Origin of the sequence: Salinispora oceanensis, from assembly GCF_000383575.1 — a bacterium.
Lineage (GTDB): Bacteria > Actinomycetota > Actinomycetes > Mycobacteriales > Micromonosporaceae > Micromonospora > Micromonospora oceanensis.
Window position 1 is genome coordinate 1,169,067 of record NZ_KB911579.1, and the last position, 21,082, is coordinate 1,190,148.

19 protein-coding genes are annotated in these 21,082 nt (G+C 70.9%); 6 read left to right on the forward strand and 13 right to left on the reverse strand.

The genetic code is table 11. From position 1 onward, the window contains the following. Nucleotides 1-7: 7 nt before the first annotated feature. Nucleotides 8-376, reverse strand: a complete 369-nt coding sequence (locus SALPAC4_RS0105210) for a holo-ACP synthase (protein ID WP_018252420.1) — start codon at nt 374-376, stop codon at nt 8-10. A gap of 127 nt (nt 377-503) precedes the next feature. Then, entirely contained in the window at nt 504-2,417 is a 1,914-nt protein-coding gene (gene glmS, locus SALPAC4_RS0105215; RefSeq protein WP_018729153.1) for a glutamine--fructose-6-phosphate transaminase (isomerizing), read from the reverse strand. A 162-nt stretch (nt 2,418-2,579) separates the two neighbouring features. Here glmS and SALPAC4_RS0105220 point away from each other — a divergent pair, with 162 nt between their 5' ends. Beyond that, nucleotides 2,580-3,770, forward strand: a complete 1,191-nt coding sequence (locus SALPAC4_RS0105220) for a pyridoxal phosphate-dependent aminotransferase (RefSeq protein ID WP_027644387.1) — start codon at nt 2,580-2,582, stop codon at nt 3,768-3,770. Nucleotides 3,771-3,883: 113 nt separating this feature from the next. Here the strand turns inward: SALPAC4_RS0105220 and glmM are convergent, their stop codons facing one another. The 6 genes from glmM to SALPAC4_RS0105250 all read right to left on the reverse strand — a co-directional run bounded on the left by glmM (nt 3,884) and on the right by SALPAC4_RS0105250 (nt 8,633). Further along, on the reverse strand, nt 3,884-5,239 hold the full coding sequence (glmM, locus tag SALPAC4_RS0105225) for a phosphoglucosamine mutase (RefSeq protein ID WP_019869441.1): 1,356 nt from the start codon (nt 5,237-5,239) through the stop codon (nt 3,884-3,886). A 112-nt stretch (nt 5,240-5,351) separates the two neighbouring features. Then, nucleotides 5,352-5,816: a 30S ribosomal protein S9 gene (gene rpsI, locus SALPAC4_RS0105230; protein WP_018222625.1), complete on the reverse strand. Its 465-nt coding sequence runs from the start codon at nt 5,814-5,816 to the stop codon at nt 5,352-5,354. Nucleotides 5,817-5,836: 20 nt separating this feature from the next. Next, nucleotides 5,837-6,280 carry a 50S ribosomal protein L13 gene (gene rplM / locus SALPAC4_RS0105235; protein WP_019869442.1) on the reverse strand — a complete coding sequence of 148 codons (444 nt, stop codon included), beginning with the start codon at nt 6,278-6,280 and terminating at the stop codon, nt 5,837-5,839. Nucleotides 6,281-6,523: 243 nt separating this feature from the next. Beyond that, a complete protein-coding gene (locus SALPAC4_RS0105240; RefSeq protein WP_019869443.1) occupies nt 6,524-7,894 on the reverse strand; it encodes a NarK family nitrate/nitrite MFS transporter in 1,371 nt (456 codons plus the stop codon). 198 nt (nt 7,895-8,092) lie between these two features. After that, the gene (locus tag SALPAC4_RS0105245; protein WP_018735892.1) at nt 8,093-8,386 is read right to left on the reverse strand and encodes a type II toxin-antitoxin system PemK/MazF family toxin; all 294 of its coding nucleotides are present in this window, start codon (nt 8,384-8,386) and stop codon (nt 8,093-8,095) included. Beyond that, the gene (locus SALPAC4_RS0105250; RefSeq protein ID WP_019869444.1) at nt 8,376-8,633 is read right to left on the reverse strand and encodes a hypothetical protein; all 258 of its coding nucleotides are present in this window, start codon (nt 8,631-8,633) and stop codon (nt 8,376-8,378) included. Before SALPAC4_RS0105250 ends, SALPAC4_RS0105245 begins: the two co-directional genes overlap by 11 nt. A 120-nt stretch (nt 8,634-8,753) precedes the next feature. Here SALPAC4_RS0105250 and SALPAC4_RS0105255 point away from each other — a divergent pair, with 120 nt between their 5' ends. The 5 genes from SALPAC4_RS0105255 to SALPAC4_RS0105275 are packed head-to-tail and all read left to right on the forward strand — an operon-like array spanning nt 8,754 to nt 16,274. Further along, nucleotides 8,754-10,901 carry a molybdopterin oxidoreductase family protein gene (locus SALPAC4_RS0105255; protein ID WP_050564967.1) on the forward strand — a complete coding sequence of 716 codons (2,148 nt, stop codon included), beginning with the start codon at nt 8,754-8,756 and terminating at the stop codon, nt 10,899-10,901. Beyond that, nucleotides 10,898-12,334, forward strand: coding sequence for an FAD-dependent oxidoreductase (locus SALPAC4_RS0105260; RefSeq protein ID WP_019869446.1), 1,437 nt, complete (start codon nt 10,898-10,900; stop codon nt 12,332-12,334). Before SALPAC4_RS0105255 ends, SALPAC4_RS0105260 begins: the two co-directional genes overlap by 4 nt. Then, the gene (gene nirB, locus SALPAC4_RS0105265; RefSeq protein WP_019869447.1) at nt 12,331-14,844 is read left to right on the forward strand and encodes a nitrite reductase large subunit NirB; all 2,514 of its coding nucleotides are present in this window, start codon (nt 12,331-12,333) and stop codon (nt 14,842-14,844) included. The genes SALPAC4_RS0105260 and nirB overlap by 4 nt, the downstream gene beginning before the upstream one ends. Continuing rightward, nucleotides 14,841-15,185 carry a nitrite reductase small subunit NirD gene (nirD, locus tag SALPAC4_RS0105270; protein WP_019869448.1) on the forward strand — a complete coding sequence of 115 codons (345 nt, stop codon included), beginning with the start codon at nt 14,841-14,843 and terminating at the stop codon, nt 15,183-15,185. Before nirB ends, nirD begins: the two co-directional genes overlap by 4 nt. After that, nucleotides 15,186-16,274 carry a uroporphyrinogen-III synthase gene (locus tag SALPAC4_RS0105275; protein ID WP_019869449.1) on the forward strand — a complete coding sequence of 363 codons (1,089 nt, stop codon included), beginning with the start codon at nt 15,186-15,188 and terminating at the stop codon, nt 16,272-16,274. It begins immediately after the preceding gene. 89 nt (nt 16,275-16,363) lie between these two features. On the opposite strand, the gene SALPAC4_RS0105280 is transcribed toward SALPAC4_RS0105275, so the two are convergent. The 5 genes from SALPAC4_RS0105280 to SALPAC4_RS27700 all read right to left on the reverse strand — a co-directional run bounded on the left by SALPAC4_RS0105280 (nt 16,364) and on the right by SALPAC4_RS27700 (nt 21,077). Then, nucleotides 16,364-16,981, reverse strand: a complete 618-nt coding sequence (locus SALPAC4_RS0105280; RefSeq protein WP_018729141.1) for a GTP-binding protein — start codon at nt 16,979-16,981, stop codon at nt 16,364-16,366. Next, nucleotides 16,962-17,327, reverse strand: coding sequence for a DUF742 domain-containing protein (locus tag SALPAC4_RS0105285; protein WP_018252433.1), 366 nt, complete (start codon nt 17,325-17,327; stop codon nt 16,962-16,964). Before SALPAC4_RS0105285 ends, SALPAC4_RS0105280 begins: the two co-directional genes overlap by 20 nt. 86 nt (nt 17,328-17,413) lie before the next feature. Continuing rightward, a complete protein-coding gene (locus tag SALPAC4_RS0105290) occupies nt 17,414-17,821 on the reverse strand; it encodes a roadblock/LC7 domain-containing protein (RefSeq protein ID WP_012015079.1) in 408 nt (135 codons plus the stop codon). Then, nucleotides 17,821-20,898, reverse strand: a complete 3,078-nt coding sequence (locus tag SALPAC4_RS0105295) for a sensor histidine kinase (protein ID WP_019869450.1) — start codon at nt 20,896-20,898, stop codon at nt 17,821-17,823. Before SALPAC4_RS0105295 ends, SALPAC4_RS0105290 begins: the two co-directional genes overlap by 1 nt. Then, nucleotides 20,895-21,077, reverse strand: coding sequence for a hypothetical protein (locus SALPAC4_RS27700; protein ID WP_155252730.1), 183 nt, complete (start codon nt 21,075-21,077; stop codon nt 20,895-20,897). The genes SALPAC4_RS0105295 and SALPAC4_RS27700 overlap by 4 nt, the downstream gene beginning before the upstream one ends. Nucleotides 21,078-21,082 lie beyond the last annotated feature (5 nt).

Here is a 21,082-nt window from a genome sequence, read left to right on the forward strand (position 1 = left end):
CCACCGATCAGCGTTCCGCGACCACCATGGCCGACGCGATCCCGCCGTCGTGCGACAGCGACAAATGCCACCGGTTGGCCCCCCGCTCGACCGCTGCCGCCGCGACCGTGCCGGAGACGGTCAACCACGGCCGGCCATCCGGATCCGGCACGATCTCGCAGTCGTGCCAGCTCAGCCCGCTCGGTGCACCGAGCGCCTTGGCCACGGCCTCCTTCGCCGCGAAGCGGGCGGCGAGCGACTCGGGCGAACGGGGGTTACCAGAACGGGTGTACCGCTCGGCTTCGGTGAAGAGCCGGTCGGCGAGCAGCGGCGTCCGGGTCAGCGCTCGGGCGAACCGCTCCACCAGGACCACGTCGATGCCGACCCCGACGATCATGCACTCAGCCTACCGGCGCGACGGCCCGTTCGCGCTGCCGTCGCCTCCACTCGGGACACCCCGCCGCGCCGGCATGCGTGGGCACGTCGGCCAGCGTGCCCGCCGCATTCCCGGCAACTCTCGGTACTCACTCGACCGTAACGGACTTCGCCAGGTTGCGGGGCTGGTCAACGTCGTGGCCCCGAGCAGCGGCGATCTCCGCGGCGAAAACCTGCAACGACACGGTGGTCACCAGCGGCGCGAGCAGGGTCGGCGTACGCGGTACGAAGATCAGGTGGTCGGCGTACCGGACGACGGACTCATCCCCCTCCTCCGCGATCACGATGGTCCGGGCACCCCGGGCCCGCACCTCCTGGATGTTGGAGACGATCTTGTCGTGCAGCATGCCGCGGCCGATCGGCGACGGCACGATGCAGATCACCGGGGTGCCCTCGTCAATGAGGGAGATCGGGCCGTGCTTCAACTCGCCCGCGGCGAAGCCCTCGGCGTGCATGTACGCCAGTTCCTTTAGCTTCAGCGCACCCTCCAGGGCCACCGGGTAGCCGACGTGCCGACCGATAAAGAGCACGGTCGACTCGGATTTCAAGTCGCGGGCCAACTCACGTACCGGCTCGATCCGCCCCAGCAGCTCGCGCAGCTTGCCCGGCACCTCCTGAAGCTGGGACACCACCGCGGCGACCTCGTCGGCGAACTTGATCCCCCGCACCTGGGCCAGGTGCAGGCCGATCAGGTAGCAGGCGACGAGCTGGGTCAGGAACGCCTTGGTGGAGGCGACCGCGATCTCAGGCCCACCATGGGTGTAGAGGACCGCGTCGGACTCCCGGGGAATGGTGGAGCCGTTGGTGTTACAGATCGCCAGGACGCGCGCCTTCTGCTCCTTGGCGTGCCGCAGCGCCATCAATGTGTCCATCGTCTCACCGGACTGCGAGATCACCACGATCAGAGTGGAGCGGTCGAGAACCGGGTCGCGGTAGCGGAACTCGCTGGCCAGCTCCACCTCGCAGGGGATTCGAGTCCAGTGCTCGATCGCGTACTTCGCCACCATCCCGGCGTGGTACGAGGTACCGCAGGCGACGATGAAGATCTTGTCCACATCGCGCAGGTCCTGATCGCTGAGGCGAACCTCGTCGAGCATGATCTCGCCGGTCTCGGTGAGCCGGCCCAGCAGCGTGTCGGCGACGGCCTGCGGCTGCTCCGCGATCTCCTTGAGCATGAACCAGTCGTAACCGCCCTTCTCCGCGGCGGAGGAATCCCAGTCGATGTGGAAGTCCTTGCCGGTGGCGGGCTGGCCGGCGAAGTCGGTGATCTCGATGCTGTCTGCCGTGATCAGGACGATCTGATCCTGACCCAGCTCGATCGCTTCGCGGGTGTGCTCGATGAACGCCGCGACGTCGCTCGCCAGGTAGTTCTCGCCGTCTCCCCGGCCAACGACCAGGGGCGAGTTACGCCGCGCACCGACCACCGCGCCCGGGACGCCGGCATCCGCGGCGAGCAGGGTGAAGGCGCCCTCCAGGCGCTGACAGACGACCCGCATGCCGGCGGCGAGCAGCTGCGGCCCCTCCGGATGCCCAGCGGAACGCAGGTCGGCGAGGGCCGCGGCGAGCAGGTGGGCGGTGCACTCGGTGTCGGTGTCACTGACAAACTGCACCCCGTCCGCCTCCAGCTCGGCGCGCAGCTTCGCGAAGTTCTCGATGATGCCGTTGTGGATCACCGCAACCCGTCCGTCCGGGGAGAGGTGCGGGTGGGCGTTGCGGTCGGTGGGACCGCCGTGGGTGGCCCAACGGGTGTGGCCGATCCCGGTGACCCCGTCCCCGATCCCGATCGGGGACGCGGCGCAGGCCTCCGGATCCCGTGCGGACCGCTCGGCGAGGACCTTCTCCAGGTTCGCCAACTTGCCGGCCTTCTTCTCCGCCAGCAGCTCGTCCGCGCAGATGATGGCGACCCCGGCCGAGTCGTAGCCGCGGTACTCCAGCCGTCGCAGCCCATCGAGCACAATGCCGAGCGCCGGACGCGCGCCGGCGTAACCCACGATTCCACACATGGGTGGCAGCCTAACCCAGTTTCACTCATCGGTGGTGCTCGGAAGGCGGGTAAACAAGCAAGCACATTGAGCGAATAACGCGAGTGGTTACCTAGCGTCACGAACCACGATCGACGACCGCGGCGGATTGAACCGACACGGACACTCCGTAGGCTGGCAGACGTGACGACCACCCATGTCGATCCTCTGGTAGCCCGAATGCGCCCCTTCGGGACGACAATCTTCGCCGAGATGTCCGCCCTGGCCAGCCGCACCGGGGCGGTCAATCTCGGGCAGGGATTCCCGGACACCGACGGCCCGCCGGAGATGCTGGCCGCGGCGGCTGAGGCGCTGCGCGACGGGCAGAACCAATACCCGCCCGGGCCCGGCATCCCCCAGCTCCGCGCCGCCCTGGCCGCACATCAGCAGCGGTTCTGGGGCCTCGAGTACGACCCCGACGGCGAGATCGTGGTGACAGCGGGCGCCACCGAGGCGATCGCAGCGGCGATCCTGAGCCTCTGCGAGCCCGGCGACGAGGTGGTCTGCTTCGAGCCCTACTACGACTCGTACGCCGCCTCGATCGCGCTGGCCGGCGCCCGCCGACGCCCGGTGACGTTGCGGCCCGGGGCAGCCGGCCGGTACGCGGTGGACCCGGACGAGCTGCGCGCCGCATTCGGGCCCCGCACCCGGCTGGTGCTGCTGAACTCCCCGCACAACCCCACCGGCAAGGTCTTCACCCCCGCCGAACTGGCCCTGGTCGCCGAGCTGTGCCGCGAGTACGACGCGTACGCGGTCACCGACGAGGTCTACGAACACCTCGCCTTCACCGACGCCGCCGCTGGCCGCCACGTACCCCTCGCCACCCTGCCCGGGATGCGGGCGCGGACGCTGCGGATCTCCTCGGCCGGCAAGACCTTCTCCTGCACCGGCTGGAAGGTCGGCTGGGCGAGTGGCCCGGCGTCGCTGGTGTCGGCGGTGCTGCGGGTCAAGCAGTTCCTCACCTTCGTCAACGCCGCGCCGTTGCAACCCGCGGTCGCGGTGGCCCTGGGCCTGGGCGAGCGCTACTTCACCGAGTTCCGGGCCGGGTTGCAGGCCCGCCGGGACCAGCTCGTCGCCGGCCTCGCCGACGCCGGGTTCGGCGTCGGGCCACCAGAGGGCACATACTTCGTCACCGCCGACGTGACACCGCTCGGAGCCCGGGACGGGGCGGAGTTCTGCCGCGCACTGCCGGAGCGCTGTGGCGTGGTGGCGGTCCCGACCCAGGTCTTCTACGACGACTCGGAGGCGGGCCGGCGGCTGATCCGGTTCGCCTTCTGCAAGCGCCCGGAGGTGCTGGCCGAGGCCGTCACCCGGCTACGAACGCTGGCACGGTGAGCGCGCGTCCGGTCCGGCCGCTCCCACGAGGCCGTTGACGACCCGCACCGGGGCCGTCACCAGCCAGCAGACCTCTCCCGCCGGCACCCATCGCCGGCGGGAGAGGCATCGGGTCAGCTGACCGGGCTGGCGGTCCGGACCTGCTCGGCGATCCGCTCGGCCACCGCACGCGCCATCGTCTCGGTGCCGGCCTCCACCATCACCCGGACCAGTGGCTCGGTGCCCGAGGGACGCAGCAGGACCCGCCCGGCATCGCCCAGTTCGGCCTCGGCCTGCGCGACCTCGGCCCGTACGGTCGGAGCCGCCGCGCCGACCGTACGGTCGGCGACCGGCACGTTGATCAGAACCTGAGGCAGCGAAGTAACCACGGCTGCCAGCTCGGCCAGGGGCTTGCCGGTCCCCGCCATCCGGGACATCAGGTGCAGGCCGGTCAGCACGCCGTCGCCGGTGGTCGCGTGGGCGGGCATCACGATGTGCCCGCTCTGCTCGCCACCGAGCGCCAGGCCGGAGGCGCGCAGCTCCTCCAACACGTAGCGGTCACCGACCTTCGTCTCGACCAGCCGAATCCCCTCCCGGGACATGGCTATCCGCAGGCCGAGGTTGCTCATCACGGTCGCCACCAGGGTGTCGGCGGTGAGCGTGCCGGCCTCCCGCATCGCCAGTGCGAGGATCGCCATCACCTGGTCGCCGTCAACCTCGTCACCGTCGGCGGTGACCGCCACGCAACGGTCGGCGTCACCATCATGGGCGATGCCCAGCTGCGCGCCGTGCTCGACGACGGCCTGCCGGAGCGCCGCCACGTGGTTGGAGCCACACTCGTCGTTGATGTTGAGGCCGTCGGGCTCCGCGTGGATCGCGACCACCTCGGCGCCGGCCTCCCGGTACGCCGCCGGGGCCACCTCGGCGGCGGCGCCGTTGGCGCAGTCCACCACCACCTTGATCCCGTCCAGCCGGTGCGGCACGGTGCCAACCAGGTGCTGCACGTAGTGGTCGGCGCCGTCGAGCAGGTCGTGGACCCGGCCGACACCCGCACCGACCGGACGCTCCCAGGCGGTCGTCGTGTTCGCCTCAACGGCCGCCTCGATCTTCATCTCGATCTCGTCCGGTAGCTTGTGCCCGCCCGCGGCGAAGAGCTTGATGCCGTTGTCCGGCATGGGGTTGTGCGAGGCGGAGAGCATCACCCCGATGTCGGCCTTGGCCTCCGCGGTGAGGAACGCCACCGCCGGGGTCGGCAGGACGCCGACCCGTACGACGTTGGCACCGGCACTGGTCAGCCCGGCCACCACCGCGGCCTCCAGCATCTCGCCGCTGGCCCGGGTGTCCCGGCCGACAACGGCCAACGGGGGGTGGCTCCGATCTGCCTCAGCGAGGGTGTGCGCGGCGGCGACCGCTACCGCGAGCCCCAACTCGGGCGTGAGATCCGCGTTCGCCCGTCCCCGTACCCCGTCCGTGCCGAACAACCGACCCATTCCCGCCAAACCTCCGTCGCAACTACCAATGGTAAAAACGGAACGGCCGAGCCACCTCCGTTCGCGGGAGGCGGCTCGGCCGTCCGTCAGAAGTACAACGAGCAGCTGATGGTCAGCGCTTCGAGTACTGAGGAGCCTTACGGGCCTTCTTGAGGCCGTACTTCTTGCTTTCCTTGACCCGCGCGTCCCGGGTCAGGAAGCCGGCCTTCTTGAGCGCCGGGCGGTCGTCCGGCTCACTGGCGATCAGCGCGCGGGCGATGGCCAGCCGGAGTGCACCGGCCTGACCGGTGGTGCCGCCGCCCCGCAGGTTCGCGATGACGTCGAACTCCTCCGCCTTCTCGGTGGTGACCAGCGGGTCCTTGATCAGCTGCTGGTGCACCTTGCTCGGGAAGTACGCCTCAAGGTCCCGGCCGTTGCAGGTGATCTTGCCGGTGCCCGGGACGATGCGGACCCGGACGATGGCCTCCTTGCGGCGACCCACGGTCTGGATCGGCCGGTCACCAAGGGGCGCGCGGACGACGGGCGCCAGCGCCTCGGCGGCCTCGGGGGCGACCTCGGTGGCGATGATGTCGGTCATGCTGCTTCCTTCGCCCGCGCTCACTGCGCGATCTGCTTGATCTCGAACGGCACTGGCTGCTGCGCGCCGTGCGGGTGCTCGGCACCGGCGTAGACCTTCAGCTTCTTGATGAGCTTCCGGCCCAGCTTGTTGTGCGGGAGCATGCCCTTTACGGCCAGCTCAACGGCCCGCTCGGGGCGCTTGGTCAGCAGCTCGTCGTAGCCGACCTGCTTGAGGCCGCCGGGGTAACCGGAGTGCCGGTAGGCGATCTTCTGCTGCCGCTTGTTACCGGTCAGCGCGACCTTGCCGGCGTTCACGATGACGACAAAGTCGCCCGTGTCGACGTGCGGCGCGAAAGTCGCCTTGTGCTTGCCGCGCAGCAGCGTGGCGGCGTGGGTGGCCAAGCGGCCCAGCACGACATCAGAGGCGTCGATAACGTGCCACTGACGCTCGATCTCACCCGGCTTCGGGCTGTACGTACGCACAGGTTTACCTTGTCTCGTCGTCGGTCTGGGGCCTGCGCGCCGGGGTGACCATGACTTTCAGGCCGAGCCAACGCGCACGAACGACCAAGCGCACCTCAGACGGCACGCCCCTAGATGTCGCACAACAGCAGGTAACGATACCCAACGCCGGGCCAGCCGGCAAAACGGGGTCCGGTCGGCTCGCCGGGCTAGGCCGGGACAGGCTGGTTCCCCACCCACAGCGCAGGCCGACGATGGCCGAAGTCACACCCGCGCCGAGGCCAGCCGCGCCCCCGGGCGCAGGTAGACAGCCCACGTCAGCACGGTCAGCACCAGAAAGAAACCGACATAGAACCCCAGCGCGGGCTGGATGCTGCCGTACGCCGACTTCGCCCACGCATAGCAGATCGGAACCAGGAAGCCGCCGAAGGCGCCGATCGCGGAGATGATCCCGAGCGCCCCGGCCGCCTGGCGCCGCATCGCGCGCATGATCTCCGGCGAACCGCCGAGCTCCTCCCCCCGCACCTGGAAGATCCGAGAGATCATCCGGTACGTCGATCCGTTGCCGACCCCGGTGGCCACGAACAACAGCATGAACGCCAGGAAGAAGAGCTCCAGCCAGCGCTCCCGCACCGACCACAGCGCCAGGTACGCACCGCCGGTCATCAACACGAAGCTGGCCACGGTGACCCGGGCGCCACCGATGCTGTCGGCGAGACGACCACCGAAGGGTCGGCAGAGGGAACCCACCGCCGCACCGAGAAACGCCCAGGACAGCGCGATGTCGGGCCGGCCGAAGACCCCGTTGAGTAGCGTCGGGAAGGCCGCCGAGTAGCCGATGAACGAGCCGAACGTGCCGACGTACAGCAAGGACATGATCCAGGTGTTCCGGTCCCGCAGCGAGGACCACACCGGCCCCACATCCGCCTTGGCCTCGACCAGGTTGTCCATGAACAGGTAGGCACAGACCGCGGCGATCACCGCCAGCGGGAGGTACATCAGGCCGGCTCGGGCCAGCGCGAGGCCACCGCCGAGCACGATCACCTGCGGCACCAGGAACTGCACGACGGCGACGCCGATGTTGCCGCCCGCCGCATTCAGCCCAAGTGCCCACCCCTTCTCCCGCTCCGGATAGAAGAACGAGATGTTCGCCATGCTGGAGGCGAAGTTCCCGCCGCCGAACCCGGCCGTGGCGGCGATCAGCAGTAGCGGCACGAAGCCGATCTCCGGATGCTGCACCGCCCAGGCCAACCCGGCGGCCGGGATGATCAGCAGCAGGGCGGAGATCACGGTCCAGTTCCGCCCGCCGAAGACCGGCACCGCGAAGGTGTAGGGCAGTCGCAGCAGCGCACCGACGCCGCTGGGCACGGCGGTCAGCCAGAGCGCCTGGCTGGTGGTCAGCGCCCAGCCGACATCGTCCAACCGGACCACCACGATGCTCCAGAGCAACCAGACGGAGAACCCGATGTGCTCGGCGAAGATCGAAAAGATGAGATTGCGCCGGGCGACGGGCCGGCCGACGGTCCGCCAGAAGTGATCGTCCTCCGGCGCCCAGTGGCCAACCCAGCGGCCCGGGCCGCGTTGCAGGTCGATCTCCTCCGCTGGGGTCGTCGCGGGCACACTCGTCGTCGTCATCAGGCGCTCCTTCCGGCCAGGCCGTCCTGGCCCGCCGACCGCACCGGTTGGTCGGTGTCGAGCGGGCCCGGCTGGAACCTAGGAAGCCGGCGTTACCGCAGCGTTCGTCGCCGGATTCGGGGAGGCAACGGTGCGCGCACCGAGCCGCACACCGACCCGTGAGGAGCGCTGGTGGTCAGCGGGGCGATCGGCGGGTGCTCAGAGCTGTTGCAGGATGCGCAAGGCTCGACCGACCCGGTGCATGACCTCGTGGTCGGCCACGTCCACACACTCGGAGAACCACTGCTTCATCGGCGAGGAGAGCCGGTCTGGCATGACCACCCGCCCACCCATCGACACCGCGAGGGGAGAGTCCCGCAGCAGCGCCGTCTCCACCACCTCCGCCACGATCACAATCGGTACCGCGGTGGAGTTGTAGACGTCGGAGCTGACAACCAACCCCAGCCGCTCCCGGGCCCCCGAGATCCGCCAGACCTCGCCCCTACGCAGCACGCGGACGGCCGCCGCGGAGCAGGTCGTCAACGAGCCCCACCTCGTGGGCGTCCGCGAGCGCGGCGGCCTCCCAGTCGAGACCGGCCCGACTGACCGCGTCGGCGTGGGCGGAGAAGACCGCCCGCAGCGCCTTCTCCCGGGCGGCCTGGTCCATCCAGGCGGACAGGGAGAGCCCCTCGCGTCGGGCGAACCACCGGGCCTGCTCGATCGTCTCGTCGGCGAACGAGAGGGTCACCTTGGCACTCATGCTGGCAGCCTATCCAGGGCCGGACCATCAGTCAGCCCGCCGAAGTGGTGCGCCCGACTTGACCGGACCGAAACACGCGGGAACCGGGCCGGAAACCCCCTACCGGCACGCTTCACCGGCATGACAGACGGTACGCGCCCCACTACCGCGGCCGGACAACCCCACATCGAGGCGGCGACGCACTGCCCGTACTGCGCTCTCCAGTGCGGCATGACCCTGCGCGAGGCGGACGGCGAGGTGGCCGTACTCCCCCGCTGGTTCCCCACCAACCAGGGCGGGCTCTGCCAGAAGGGCTGGACCGCCGCCGAGCTACTTGACCACCCGGATCGCCTCACCACCGCGCTGCTTCGCGACCCCGCCAGCGGCGAGCTGCGCCCGGCGAGCTGGGACGCGGCCCTGGACCGAATCGTCACGGGCATCCGTACCGTCCAGGCCAACCACGGGCGGGACGCAGTCGCCGTCTTCGGCGGCGGTGGCCTCACCAACGAGAAGGCGTACGCGCTGGGCAAGTTCGCCCGGGTGGTGCTCCGAACCCGACACATCGACTACAACGGGCGGTTCTGCATGTCGTCGGCGGCCGCCGCCGGGATGCGCGCCTTCGGTGTCGACCGGGGTCTCCCCTTCCCCCTGGCCGACCTGGGCACCGCCGACACCCTGCTGCTGGTCGGCGCGAACCCGGCCGAGACGATGCCCCCACTGGTGCGCTGGCTGACCGAGCAACGTCGCCGAGGAGGGCGGCTGATCGTGGTAGATCCGCGCGTCACCGCCACCGCCCGCCAAGCCGACCTACACCTACAGCCGCTGCCCGGCACCGACCTGGCGGTGGCCAACGCGCTGCTGCATATCGCGCTCGCCGAGGGATTCGTGGACCACAGCTACGTCGCCGGACGCACCACCGGCTTCGACGAGGTCCGCCGGGCGGTGGCGGAGTGGTGGCCAGCCCGCGCCGAGGCGCTGTCCGGGGTGTCGGTGGCCGATCTCGAGACGACCGCGCGGGCACTGGGCGGCGCCCGCCGGGCGATCATCCTCACCGCCCGCGGCGCCGAGCAACACGCCAAGGGCGTTGACACCGTCACCGGGTACGTGAACCTGGCGCTCGCCCTCGGCCTGCCCGGCCGCCCCGGCTCCGGCTACGGCTGCCTGACCGGACAGGGCAACGGCCAGGGCGGCCGGGAACACGGTCAGAAGGCCGACCAGCTTCCCGGCTACCGCCGCATCGACAACCTCGCCGACCGCGAGCACGTCGCCGCGATCTGGGGGGTACCAGCGGAGGAGATACCGGGGCCCGGGGTGCCCGCGTACCGGCTACTGGACTCGCTCGGCACCCCGGACGGGCCGAAGGCGCTGCTGGTGTTCGGCTCCAACCCGGTGGTCTCCGCGCCACGAGCGGCCCGGATCGAGGGCCGCCTGCGCGACCTCGACCTGCTGGTGGTCGTCGACTTCCTGCGCTCCGAGACGGCGGCCCTCGCCGACGTGGTGCTGCCGACCGCGCAGTGGGCCGAGGAGGACGGCACCATGACCAACCTGGAGGGACGGGTCCTGCGTCGGCGGGCGCTCCGCACACCACCCCCCGGTGTCCGCACCGACCTGGAGCTCCTCGCCGCCCTCGCCACGGCGCTGGAGCAGGGCCCCGGACGCCCGGCCGGCCGGGACCGGGGGCCCGCGCTCTCGCCCGAGCCAGCGGTGGTGTTCGAGGAGCTCCGAGCGGCCTCGGCCGGCGGGCTCGCCGACTACGCCGGGATCAGCTGGGAGCGGATCGACGCGCAGGAGGGCGTGTTCTGGCCCTGCCCGGAGCTCGACCGGCCGGACACTCCTCGACTCTTCGCCGACCGGTTTTCCACCCCCGACGGGCGCGCCCGTTTCCACGCCGTGCAGCACCGACCCGCCGCGGAGCAGGTGTGCGCGACCTATCCGCTGCACTTCACCACCGGACGGGTACTCGCCCAGTACCAGTCCGGAACTCAGACCCGCCGGGTGCCCGCGCTGCGCCGGGCCGCACCAGCGGCCTTCATCGAGCTGCATCCGGACGTGGCCGACCGGCTGGGCGTGGCCGACGGCGAACCGGTCCGGGTGCGCTCCCGCCGAGGCGAACTGATCGCACCGGCCCGGCTCAGCTCGGCGATCCGGCCGGACACCGTCTTCGCCCCGTTCCACTGGGGTGGCATCGCCCGCGCCAACACGGTCACCAACGACGCCGTCGACCCGATCTCCGGGATGCCGGAGTTCAAGATCTGTGCGGTCCGAGTGGAGAAGGTGGCGGCGACGTGACCGACCGAATCGTGATCATCGGCAACGGCATGGCCGGCACCCGTCTCGCCAGTGAGCTCTCCGCGCGCGGCGGCGACCGCAAGGTAACCGCATTCGGGACAGAACCGCACAGGGCGTACAATCGGATCATGCTCTCCACCCTGCTGGCTGGAGCGATCGGGGAGCCGGACGTACAGCTGGCCGAGGCCGCCGGACACGGAATCGACCTGCACACCGGGGTCTGCGTTACCGCGATCGACCGCGAGGACCGTGCGGTCCGCACCGACCGGGGCGACCGGGTCCACTATGACCACCTGGTCCTGGCCACCGGTAGCCGCGCCGTCGTCCCCCCACTGACCGGGCTGACCGGCGGGGAACTGCCAGCGCGGGTGGTGCCGTTTCGCACCCTGGATGACTGCCGCCGCATCCTCGCGGTTGCTGACCGAGCCCGCCGCGTGCTGGTACTCGGCGGCGGGTTACTCGGTCTGGAGGCGGCCCGCGGGCTCGCCGGCCGCGGGCTCGAGGTGACGGTGGTACACCCGGTGCCGTACCTGATGGAGCGGCAACTCGACCCGACCGCGGCGGCCGTGCTCGCCCGTACCCTCGCCGACCTCGGGGTAACCACCCAGCTAGCCGTACCGGCCACCGCCGTGCTCGCTGACTCCCACGGCGTCCGCCTCGAGCTGGCCGACGGTCGGTCGTTCGACGCCGACCTACTAGTGCTCGCCTGCGGCGTACGCCCGGACACCGCGCTCGCCACGGCCGCCAACCTGGCCGTAGGGCGGGGGGTCCTCGTTGACGACCAGCTACGCACCAGCGACCGGCGCATCTCGGCCATCGGCGACTGCGCCCAGCACGGCGACACCCTGACCGGCCTGGTGGCCCCGGCCTGGGCGCAGGCACGGGTGCTGGCACAGGTACTCAGCGGCGCGGACCCGTCGGCCCGATACCGGCCGAGGCCAGCGGTGACCCGGCTCAAGACCGCCGGCATCGACCTGGCGGCGATGGGTGACCCCGGCGACGGCCCCGGTGAGGAGCTGACCTTCACCGACCCGGCCAGTGGCACGTACGCCCGGCTGCGGATCAACCACGAGCGGCTGACCGCCGCGATCCTGGTGGGCGACAACCCCTCCGTCGGTACGGTCATCCAGCTCTTCGACCGGGGGCAGCCGGTGCCCAGCGACCGGCGGTCGCTGCTGCTCGGCCGGGCACTCGGCACGGGACCGGCGGAACCTGCCACGACACCGGCGCTGATGCCGGCCGCGGCGACGGTCTGCCACTGCAACAACGTCGACAAAGGAACGCTGGTGGAGAGTTGGCGCCGCGGGGCGCGGACGGTCGACGAGGTGGTGGCGGCCACCCGTGCCGGTACGGGCTGCGGCTCCTGCCGGGACGCGGTCGCCGGCATCACCGACTGGCTCTCCACCGTGGAATCTGTGGAGGTGGAACGATGAAGAAAGGCCGGCTGGTCGTCGTCGGCAACGGTATGGTCGGGCAGCGGTTCGTGGACGCGTTACGCGCCCGCGACAGCGACGGTCGGTGGCGGGTGACCGTGCTCGGCGAGGAGCCCCGGCCCGCGTACGACCGGGTGCGTCTCTCCGCCCTCTTCGACGGGGTGGACGCGGATGAGCTGAACCTGCACACCCCGGATCCGCAGGTACAGCTCCGGCTCGGTACGTCGGTCACCGCGATCGACCGGGCCCGACGTGTCGTGGCGACGACCGCCGGTGAGTACCCATACGACGCACTGGTGCTGGCCACCGGCTCGTACGCCTTCGTGCCGCCGATCGACGGCGTCGACCTGCCGGGCGTCTTCACCTACCGCACCCTGGACGACCTGGCCGCGATCCGCGCGCACGCCCGGGGCCGCCGGCGGGGCGCGGTGATCGGCGGTGGGCTGCTCGGCCTGGAGGCGGCGAACGCGCTGCGACTGCTCGGGCTCGCCACCAGCGTCGTGGAGGTCGCACCGCGGCTGATGCCGATGCAGGTGGACACCGCTGGCGGGGCGCTGCTGCGTCGCTACGTTGAGGAGCTGGACGTCGCCTGCCACCTCGGGGTCGCCACCAGCGCGCTGCACCCCGGTCCGGACGGCTCGGTGGCCCAGCTGGAACTGGCCGACGGCGGTCGAGTGGACGCCGACCTGGTCGTCGTGGCGACCGGTATCCGCCCCCGGGACGAGCTGGCCCGCGCCGCCGGCCTGCCCCTCGGCAGCCGGGGTGGGGTGCTGGTCGACCACACCTGCCGCAGTGCCGACGAGCGGATCTGGGCGGTCGGCGAATGCGCGGCCGTGGACGACACCTGCCACGGTCTGGTCGGCCCGGGCTACGCGATGGCGGAGACGGTGGCCGACCGGCTCGTCGGTGGGGCGGCCACCGTCCCCGACGCGGACACCGCCACCAAGCTGAAGCTACTCGGCGTGGACGTCGCCTCCTTCGGCGACGCCCACGGCACCACCCCGGGCTGTCTCGACGTGACCTTCACCGATCCGGCCACCCGGGTTTACGCGAAGCTGGTCCTCTCCGACGATGCGCAGACGCTGCTCGGCGGCGTACTGGTCGGCGACGCCGACGCGTACCCGACGTTGCGGGCCAGCGTCGGTCAGCCGCTACCCGCCGCGCCGCTCGCGCTGCTGGCCCCGGCCGGTGCGGGCGCCGGGGCGGCGGCGCTCCCCGGTTCCGCACAGGTTTGCTCCTGCAACGCGGTGACCCGCGCCGACCTGGACGCGGCGATCGCCGGCGGTGCGACCGACGTGCCGGCGCTGAAGGCGTGCACCCGGGCCGGCACCAGCTGTGGCTCCTGCGTACCGATGCTCCGGCAGCTGCTCGACGCCGCCGGAGTTGGGCAGCCCCGCGGGCTCTGCGAACACTTCGACGTGAGCCGCCAGGAACTCTTCGACCTCATCCGGGTCCGGGAGATCCGCACCTTCTCCAGCCTGATCGCCGAGCACGGCCGCGGCGATGGCTGTGACATCTGCAAACCGGTGGTGGCGTCGATCCTGGCCTCCCTCGGCACCGGGCACCTCCTTGACGGCGAGCGGGCGTCGCTACAGGACACCAATGACCACTTCCTGGCCAACCTGCAGCGGGACGGCAGCTACTCGGTCGTGCCCCGCATCCCCGGCGGCGAGATCACCCCGGAGAAGCTGATCGTGCTCGGCGAGGTGGCCCGGGACTTCGCGCTCTACACGAAGATCACCGGCGGGCAGCGCATCGACCTGTTCGGCGCCCGGGTGGAGCAGTTACCGCAGATCTGGCGCCGGCTGGTCGACGCGGGCTTCGAGTCCGGCCACGCGTACGGCAAGGCACTGCGGACGGTGAAGTCGTGCGTCGGGTCCACCTGGTGCCGGTACGGGGTGCAGGACTCGGTCGGGTTGGCCATCGCGCTGGAGCTGCGCTACCGCGGGCTCCGCGCCCCCCACAAGATCAAATCAGCGGTCTCCGGCTGCGCCCGGGAGTGCGCCGAGGCGCGCGGCAAGGACTTCGGCATCATCGCCACCGACGCCGGCTGGAACCTCTACGTCGGCGGCAACGGCGGCTTCCGGCCCCGGCACGCCGACCTCTTCGCCACCGACCTGACGACCGAGGCACTGGTACGGCTGGTCGACCGGTTCCTGATGTACTACATCCGCACCGCGGACCGGCTGCAACGTACCGCCGCCTGGATCGAGGCGATGGACGGCGGCCTGGCGCACCTTAACGCGGTCATCGTGGACGACTCGCTCGGGCTCTGCGCCGAGCTGGACGCGGCGATGGCGCGGCACGTGGGGTCGTACTCCGACGAGTGGCGCGACGTCCTCGAGGATCCGGCCCGGCTGGACCGGTTCACCTCGTTCGTCAACGCTCCCCAGGTGCCCGACCCCTCCATCCGGTTCACCGAGGAACGTGGACAACGGATACCGGCGCGAGCCGGGGGGACCGGAAACCAACAGCCGGTCGGGCTGGGCACGCCGGAGGTGCGGCGATGACCGGCCAGCCGCGGGGGTGGACGGCGGTCTGTCCACTGACCCGCCTGGACCCGGGTCGGGGGATGGCAGCGCTCGTTGACGGCGTCCAGGTGGCGCTGTTCCGTACCGCCGCCGACCTCTTCGCCCTCGACAACCGAGACCCGGTCACCGATGCGTACGTGCTCTCGCGCGGAATCGTGGGCAGCCGAGACGGGGTGCCGACAGTCGCCTCCCCACTACACAAACAGGCATACGACCTGCGGACCGGAGCCTGCCTGGACCTACCGGGCGTCGCGGTCCGGTGGCACGAGGTGCGGTGCCGGGCCGGACTGGTCGAGATACGGCTGCGAGAGGAGGCGTAGATGCGGGACGCACTGACCGGCTTCACCGTCGGGGTGACCGCCGACCGGCGTCGGGACGAACTGGCGGCGCTACTCCAGCGGTACGGGGCGCGGGTGGTCTTCGCGCCTGCCCTACGGATCGTGCCCCTCGCCGACGACACCGAGCTGCGGGCGGCGACCCGGGCCTGCCTCGATCGACCACCGGATGTCCTGATGGCCGACACCGGGATCGGGATGCGCGGCTGGCTGGAGGCGGCCGAGGGCTGGGGGCTGGCTGAGCCGCTGCGCGCGGCCCTGCGCGGAGCGTACGTGGTGGCCCGCGGCCCGAAGGCCCGCGGCGCGATCCGGGCCGCCGGCCTGCACGATCAGTGGTCGCCCGCCTCGGAGAGCTGCGCCGAGGTGGTGGAGCACCTGCGTGACCGGGGTGTGGCCGGCCAGGTGGTCGCCATGCAGCTGCACGGTGGAGCGCAACCCGAGTGCACGAGGGCGCTGGCCGCAGCCGGCGCGACCGTGATCACGGTCCCGGTCTATCGCTGGGCGCCGCCGACCGACCCGACACCGCTGCATCGGCTGATCGACCTGGTCGCCGACCGGATGGTGGACGCGGTGACGTTCACCTCGGCACCGGCCGCCGAGGCGCTGCTCCACGCCGCCGGAGACCGGACCGACCGGGTACTCGACGCGTTCCGGGGTGCGGTGCTGGCGAGTTGCGTGGGGACGGTGACCGCGGAGCCGCTGCGCCGACGGGGGGTACCGGTTAGCGCTCCCGAGCGGGCCCGGCTGGGCGCACTGGTCCGAACGATCGTTGCGGAGTTGCCGCGGCGTGCGGTCACCTTGAACGCCGCCGGCCACCTCCTCACCCTGCGCGGGCACGCCGCCGTGGTCGATGGTGAGCTGCGACCGCTGGCCCCGGCCCCGATGGCGGTGCTGCGGACGCTGGCGGCGTCCCCGGGGCGGGTCCTGTCCCGGGCGGCGCTGCTCCGGACGTTGCCGCGTGGGGCCGACGAACACGCGGTGGAGATGGCGGTGGCGCGGTTGCGCGCCGGGCTGAAGGCTCCCGGGGCGGTGCAGACGGTGGTCAAGCGCGGCTACCGCCTCCGGGTCGACTGACGTATGGCCGACCGGAGCCGCGGCCCGCCAGTTAGCTGGCGGGCCGCGGCTCCGGACCGATGCCGGGGGTGCCGGTCACCGGCGTCGGCTCACCCGACCGGAGTCGGGAAACCGCGGTCATGCTCGGCCTGCAGGCGGCTCATGGCGTGCTCGACGACGGTCACCAGCACCTGCTTGACCGATTCCCGGCTACGCGCATCGGTCAGCACGAGCGGCACGTCCGCCGGGATGGCGAGCGCCTCGCGCACCTCGGCCAACTCGTAGTTGGGTGCGCCGTCAAACCGGTTGAGCGCGACCACGTACGGCAGTTTACGGTTCTCGAAGTAGTCCAGCGGGGCGAAGGCGTCGGTGATCCGGCGGGTGTCCACCAGGACGGCCGCGCCGACCGCACCACGAATGATCTCGTCCCACATGAACCAGAAGCGGGTCTGGCCGGGCGTCCCGAACAGGTACAGGATCAGATCCTGTGCCATGGTGATCCGGCCGAAGTCCATTGCGACGGTCGTCGTCTCTTTGCCCGGCACTTTGGACGGATCGTCGATGCCGACACCGGCTGCGGTCATGATCGCCTCGGTGGTCAGCGGTGTGATCTCCGAGATCGCCCCAACCAGCGTCGTCTTTCCGACGCCGAAGCCCCCCGCGACGACGATCTTCGCGGAGATGATCTCCCGGCTCGCCCTGGCGGGGTCATAGTTCGCGAAGTCCACTTAGCACCCTTCCAAGCAGGTTCATCCGCTCCACAAACCCCATCGTGGGAGCGGCAGTGTGTAGCGTCAGCAAGCCCTCGGCCACCATGTCGGCCACCAGTACCCGGGTAACGCCGAGGGGCATCCGGGTGTAGGCGGCGATCTCCGCCAGCGACTGCGCCCGGCCCTCACAAATCGTCGCGATGCGGTGCTTGTCGTGCCCCGCGAAACGTGACTCGGCGGCCGCCGTGGCGCTCGCGGACAGCACCGCCTCCAGGGTGATGTCCCGCTGCGGCTCGGTCCGGCCCCGAGTGACCGCATACGGGCGCACCAGTTCCCCACGCGGTTCGGTCCGCCGGCCTTCCATCCGCTGTCACCTCCCCTCTCGCCGGTTCGGTGCCCCTTCGGCGCCGGATCTACTCTCCTCGGGCGGCGCTGTCCGGAGCCTAATGATCATGAGGACACCGCGTCCCGAGGCAACGGCACCAGTGCGGCACCGACCCGTTCCACCAAGAGCGCCATCTCGTAGCCGACCTGCCCGACGTCGCAGCTGCGGGCAGCGAGTACCGCCATAGACGACCCGTCACTGATCGACATCAGGAAGAGGTAGCCGCTGTCCATCTCGATGACCGTCTGAAGTACGCCGCCGGCGCTGAACATGCGGGACGCGCCGTCGGTCAGGCTCACCACTCCGGAGGTGATGGCCGCGAGCTGATCTGCACGGTCCGCGGGCAGATCCCGGGACGAAGCGAGCAGTAGCCCGTCGGCGGACACCGCGACCACGTGAGCGATGCCCGCCACGCTGTCGGCGAAGTTACTGAGCAGCCAACCCATGTCCTGCATGGTCGCTGGCCTGTTCATCAGCTCGTCTCCTTGCTCGAGGTGCTGTTGGGGTCCGACCCGGCCGAACGGCCGCGCTGCACGCCACGGTGATACGCCGACAGCAGGCCGCGGACGTTGTCCGGCGTCCGGCGGGTCCGTTCCCGGGCCCGGGGCTCGATTCCACCGGGGACGAGTTGGGCCTTCGGCACCCGCTTCGGCAGCCCGGAACGGGTGATACCACCATTGGTCGGCTCGGCAGCCTGGGTGGCCCGGCTCCAACCCTCATCCGCGATGGTGCGCCACGCATTGCCACCGCCGGCCGAGGCTCCAGAGGCACTCGGCGACGCTGGCGGCTCGCTGGCCGGCGGCACGCTGATTGGCGGCACGCTGATCGGCGGCACGGCGGGCGGCGGTCCGGCGGGGGCGGAAGCCGAAGCGGGAGCGGGGGGATACGACGGCGCCGGGGTGGCGGCCGGCGGAGTCATCGTCGTTCCGGGCGCCCGGGTGGGTAGCTGCGGCAAGACCGGGGAGCTCGTTGTCGCGGACGGGTCCGGGGCTGCCTTGTCGAAATCCGGCCGGGTGAAGATGGCGGTCGCATCGTTGCCGTGCGTCCGGAACCAGACCGCCTCCATCTCCCGGAAGATCGGCGCCTCCGCCGGTGCCTCTGCCGGGGCCTCCGCCGGCGGCGCGGACAAAGGTGCGGCATCGATCGATGCGGTGGCGGCCAAATCCGCGCCGAGCCCGCCGGTCAGCGTGCTGTCAGTGCCGAGCGTGTTGGCTGGCGGCTCGACTGGCGACGGCGGGGTAGCGGCCACGGTGGGGAAGGCCGCAGTCGCCACCGACGACTCACCCGTGGGGTTCCGTTGGGGCAGTGGGTGCGACGTGGTGGGCGCTGCGCCCAGACCGCTGGCGGCGCTGAGGCTGGGCTCGGTCCCGGTTACCCCGAAGGTCTGGTCCGGCACCACGCTGGTAACCGCCGGCGCCGGCCAGGGGGTCGGCTCGGGCTGCCGCTGCTCCGGCAGGGTGGCGGCGCTCGTGGCTACCGCCACCGGGTCACCAAAGCCGACCGAGGCTGACGGGCCCGGCTCCACCGCAAGCGGCGGGCGAGGTCGGGTGAGCTGGGCTGGCCCCCGCCCAACGGGCAACACAACCGCAGCCGTCGGCAGGGTCACCTGGGCGACGATGCCCCCCTCAACGTTGCGGCGCAGCTCGACCCGAATGCTGTGCCGCTCAGCGAGCCGGCTCACCACGGCGAGACCCATCAGCCGGAACGCCGCGACATCGACGCTCTGCGGCTCCGCCAGCCGCCGGTTGAGCGACTCCAGCTGCTCGTCGGAGAGGCCGAGACCACGATCTTCGACCTGGATGAGCACGTAGTCGCGAATCCGCCGCCCGTCAGCGACCACGGTGGTATTCGGCGGCGAGAAGCGGGTGGCGTTGTCGAGTAGTTCGGCGACGAGCCGGACCGCGTCGTTGACCACGTGGGCGGCCACCGACACGTCCGTGTCAACGGTGCCGAACTCGATCCGGTTGTAGAGCTCGACCTCGGACTGCGCGGCTCGTAGCACGTCCACCAGGAGAGCGTCCTCCTGTCGGGGTGCGGTCGAGTCAGCTCCAGCGAGGACCAGCAGGTTCTCGTCGTTGCGACGCATTCGGGTGGCCAGGTGGTCCAGTTCGAAGAGTCGGGCCAGCCGCTTCGGGTCCTCCTCACCACGCTCGATCGCGTCCAGTTCCCCGATCATGCGGTCAACCAGCGTCTGGCTCCGCCGGGCCAGGTTGAGGAACATCGCCGAGACGCTGGTCCGCAGGGCGGCCTGCTCCGCCGCCACCCGGACCGCCTCCCGGTGCACGACGTTGAAGGCGACGGCGACCTGACCAACCTCGTCCTGGTTGGTCAGCCGGATCGGATCCCGAATCTCCCGGACGATCTCGTCAACCCCGCCCTCGTCAACCGCCTCCATGCTCTGCAGGCGACGTACCGCTTCCGGCAGATCGTGGTTGGCCACGGCGAGGGCACCCTCCCGCAGCCGGTGCAGCGAGTGGTTCAGCGAACGGGCCAGCACCACGGCGAGGGTGACCGCGATGATCAGGGTCAAGAGCACCAGTAGCGACTCGATGACGGCCTGCCGGAGGACGTCCGCACGGTCCTGCTCGGTATCGGCGAGCAGCTCCGCCTGGAGCCGGGCCTCAGTCCACCGCATCAGGTCGTGGACGGCACCGATGGCGGCGCTGGCCTCCGCCGCGCTCACCAGAGACTGCTGCCCGACCGAGCGGCCGATGTCCACGGCGACCGTGTCCGACAGCGTGACCGCGTCGCCCGAGATGGTGTTCTCCACGAACGAGCGTTGCCACGGCTCCGCGGCGAGGGCGAAGGCGAGTAGCGCCTCCTGCTGGCTGGTCAACGTCGCCACGAAGGAGGAGTGCTGCTCCTCGTCGAAGCCGCCGGCGCTCAACGCGGTGTAGGCGACGGATTCTTGCTCGGCGACTGCTGTCTTGGCCCGGGCGAAGGCCGCGACCGCCCGCCGGGCCTCCGCCAACCGCTCGTCGCCGGGGAGCTGGGCGAGGCCGTCGCCGTAGGCCACCAGGTCGGTCAGGATGACGCCATAGCGCAACGCCGACTCGGCGACCGCCATCTGCTTACGGTCCAGCACCTGCTGTCGAATCGCGTCCAGGGTCTCGAGGTGCCCGTCAATGGCCGCCACCCGGTCGCTGACAGCGGTGGGCAACTCGTCGAAGAGCTCGCGCTCCTCCCGGTAGGCCTGCACCCGCTCGTCGGTGCTGCGCACCCGCAGGTTGTAGGCGTCAGCGGCGGCTTCCGCCTCTCCCGTTGACGAGATATAGACCGCAGCCGCCATTCGTTCGGTGTGCAAGTCCTGGGAAAGGGCCGAGATGTCGACGGAGAGTTCGGTGAGCGCTTTGGCCCGCGTGGCGTCGTACGCACCCTCGCCGACTGTGATCAGACGAACAGTGGCCAGCGCGATGACCGCGGCGACCGGCACGACCAAGATCAGCGCCAGCTTCGAGCGGATTCGCGCATTGCGGAGCTGAGGCAGCCAGCGCCGCTTGGGCTGCTGAATGCCACTGCTTGCGGGCAGGGTCGTCGGTCCGGTGCTCACGACATCGCCTCCGTCATTTCATCCACGCTTGAACCGCCGACCCAGGTCTGGTCCAGCAGAAGAGAAACCATGCGCGGCACGGCCGCGATTTCATCAGACGAGACGGGATTTGGGAAGTCGAGCTGGAGCCAGAAAGGACCGGATGCGGGCCAGGCGATGCCACAGTCCACAAATGCCACCAATT

What these genes read in the sequence shown, in the direction of transcription:
- SALPAC4_RS0105210 (WP_018252420.1), bottom strand. Translation starts at nt 376, where the DNA reads ATGATCGTCGGGGTCGGCATCGACGTGGTCCTGGTGGAGCGGTTCGCC.
- glmS (WP_018729153.1), bottom strand. Translation starts at nt 2,417, where the DNA reads ATGTGTGGAATCGTGGGTTACGCCGGCGCGCGTCCGGCGCTCGGCATT.
- glmM (WP_019869441.1), bottom strand. Translation starts at nt 5,239, where the DNA reads ATGGGTCGGTTGTTCGGCACGGACGGGGTACGGGGACGGGCGAACGCG.
- rpsI (WP_018222625.1), bottom strand. Translation starts at nt 5,816, where the DNA reads ATGACCGACATCATCGCCACCGAGGTCGCCCCCGAGGCCGCCGAGGCG.
- SALPAC4_RS0105240 (WP_019869443.1), bottom strand. Translation starts at nt 7,894, where the DNA reads ATGACGACGACGAGTGTGCCCGCGACGACCCCAGCGGAGGAGATCGAC.
- SALPAC4_RS0105250 (WP_019869444.1), bottom strand. Translation starts at nt 8,633, where the DNA reads ATGAGTGCCAAGGTGACCCTCTCGTTCGCCGACGAGACGATCGAGCAG.
- SALPAC4_RS0105255 (WP_050564967.1), top strand. Translation starts at nt 8,754, where the DNA reads ATGACAGACGGTACGCGCCCCACTACCGCGGCCGGACAACCCCACATC.
- nirB (WP_019869447.1), top strand. Translation starts at nt 12,331, where the DNA reads ATGAAGAAAGGCCGGCTGGTCGTCGTCGGCAACGGTATGGTCGGGCAG.
- nirD (WP_019869448.1), top strand. Translation starts at nt 14,841, where the DNA reads ATGACCGGCCAGCCGCGGGGGTGGACGGCGGTCTGTCCACTGACCCGC.
- SALPAC4_RS0105275 (WP_019869449.1), top strand. Translation starts at nt 15,186, where the DNA reads ATGCGGGACGCACTGACCGGCTTCACCGTCGGGGTGACCGCCGACCGG.
- SALPAC4_RS0105285 (WP_018252433.1), bottom strand. Translation starts at nt 17,327, where the DNA reads ATGGAAGGCCGGCGGACCGAACCGCGTGGGGAACTGGTGCGCCCGTAT.
- SALPAC4_RS0105290 (WP_012015079.1), bottom strand. Translation starts at nt 17,821, where the DNA reads ATGAACAGGCCAGCGACCATGCAGGACATGGGTTGGCTGCTCAGTAAC.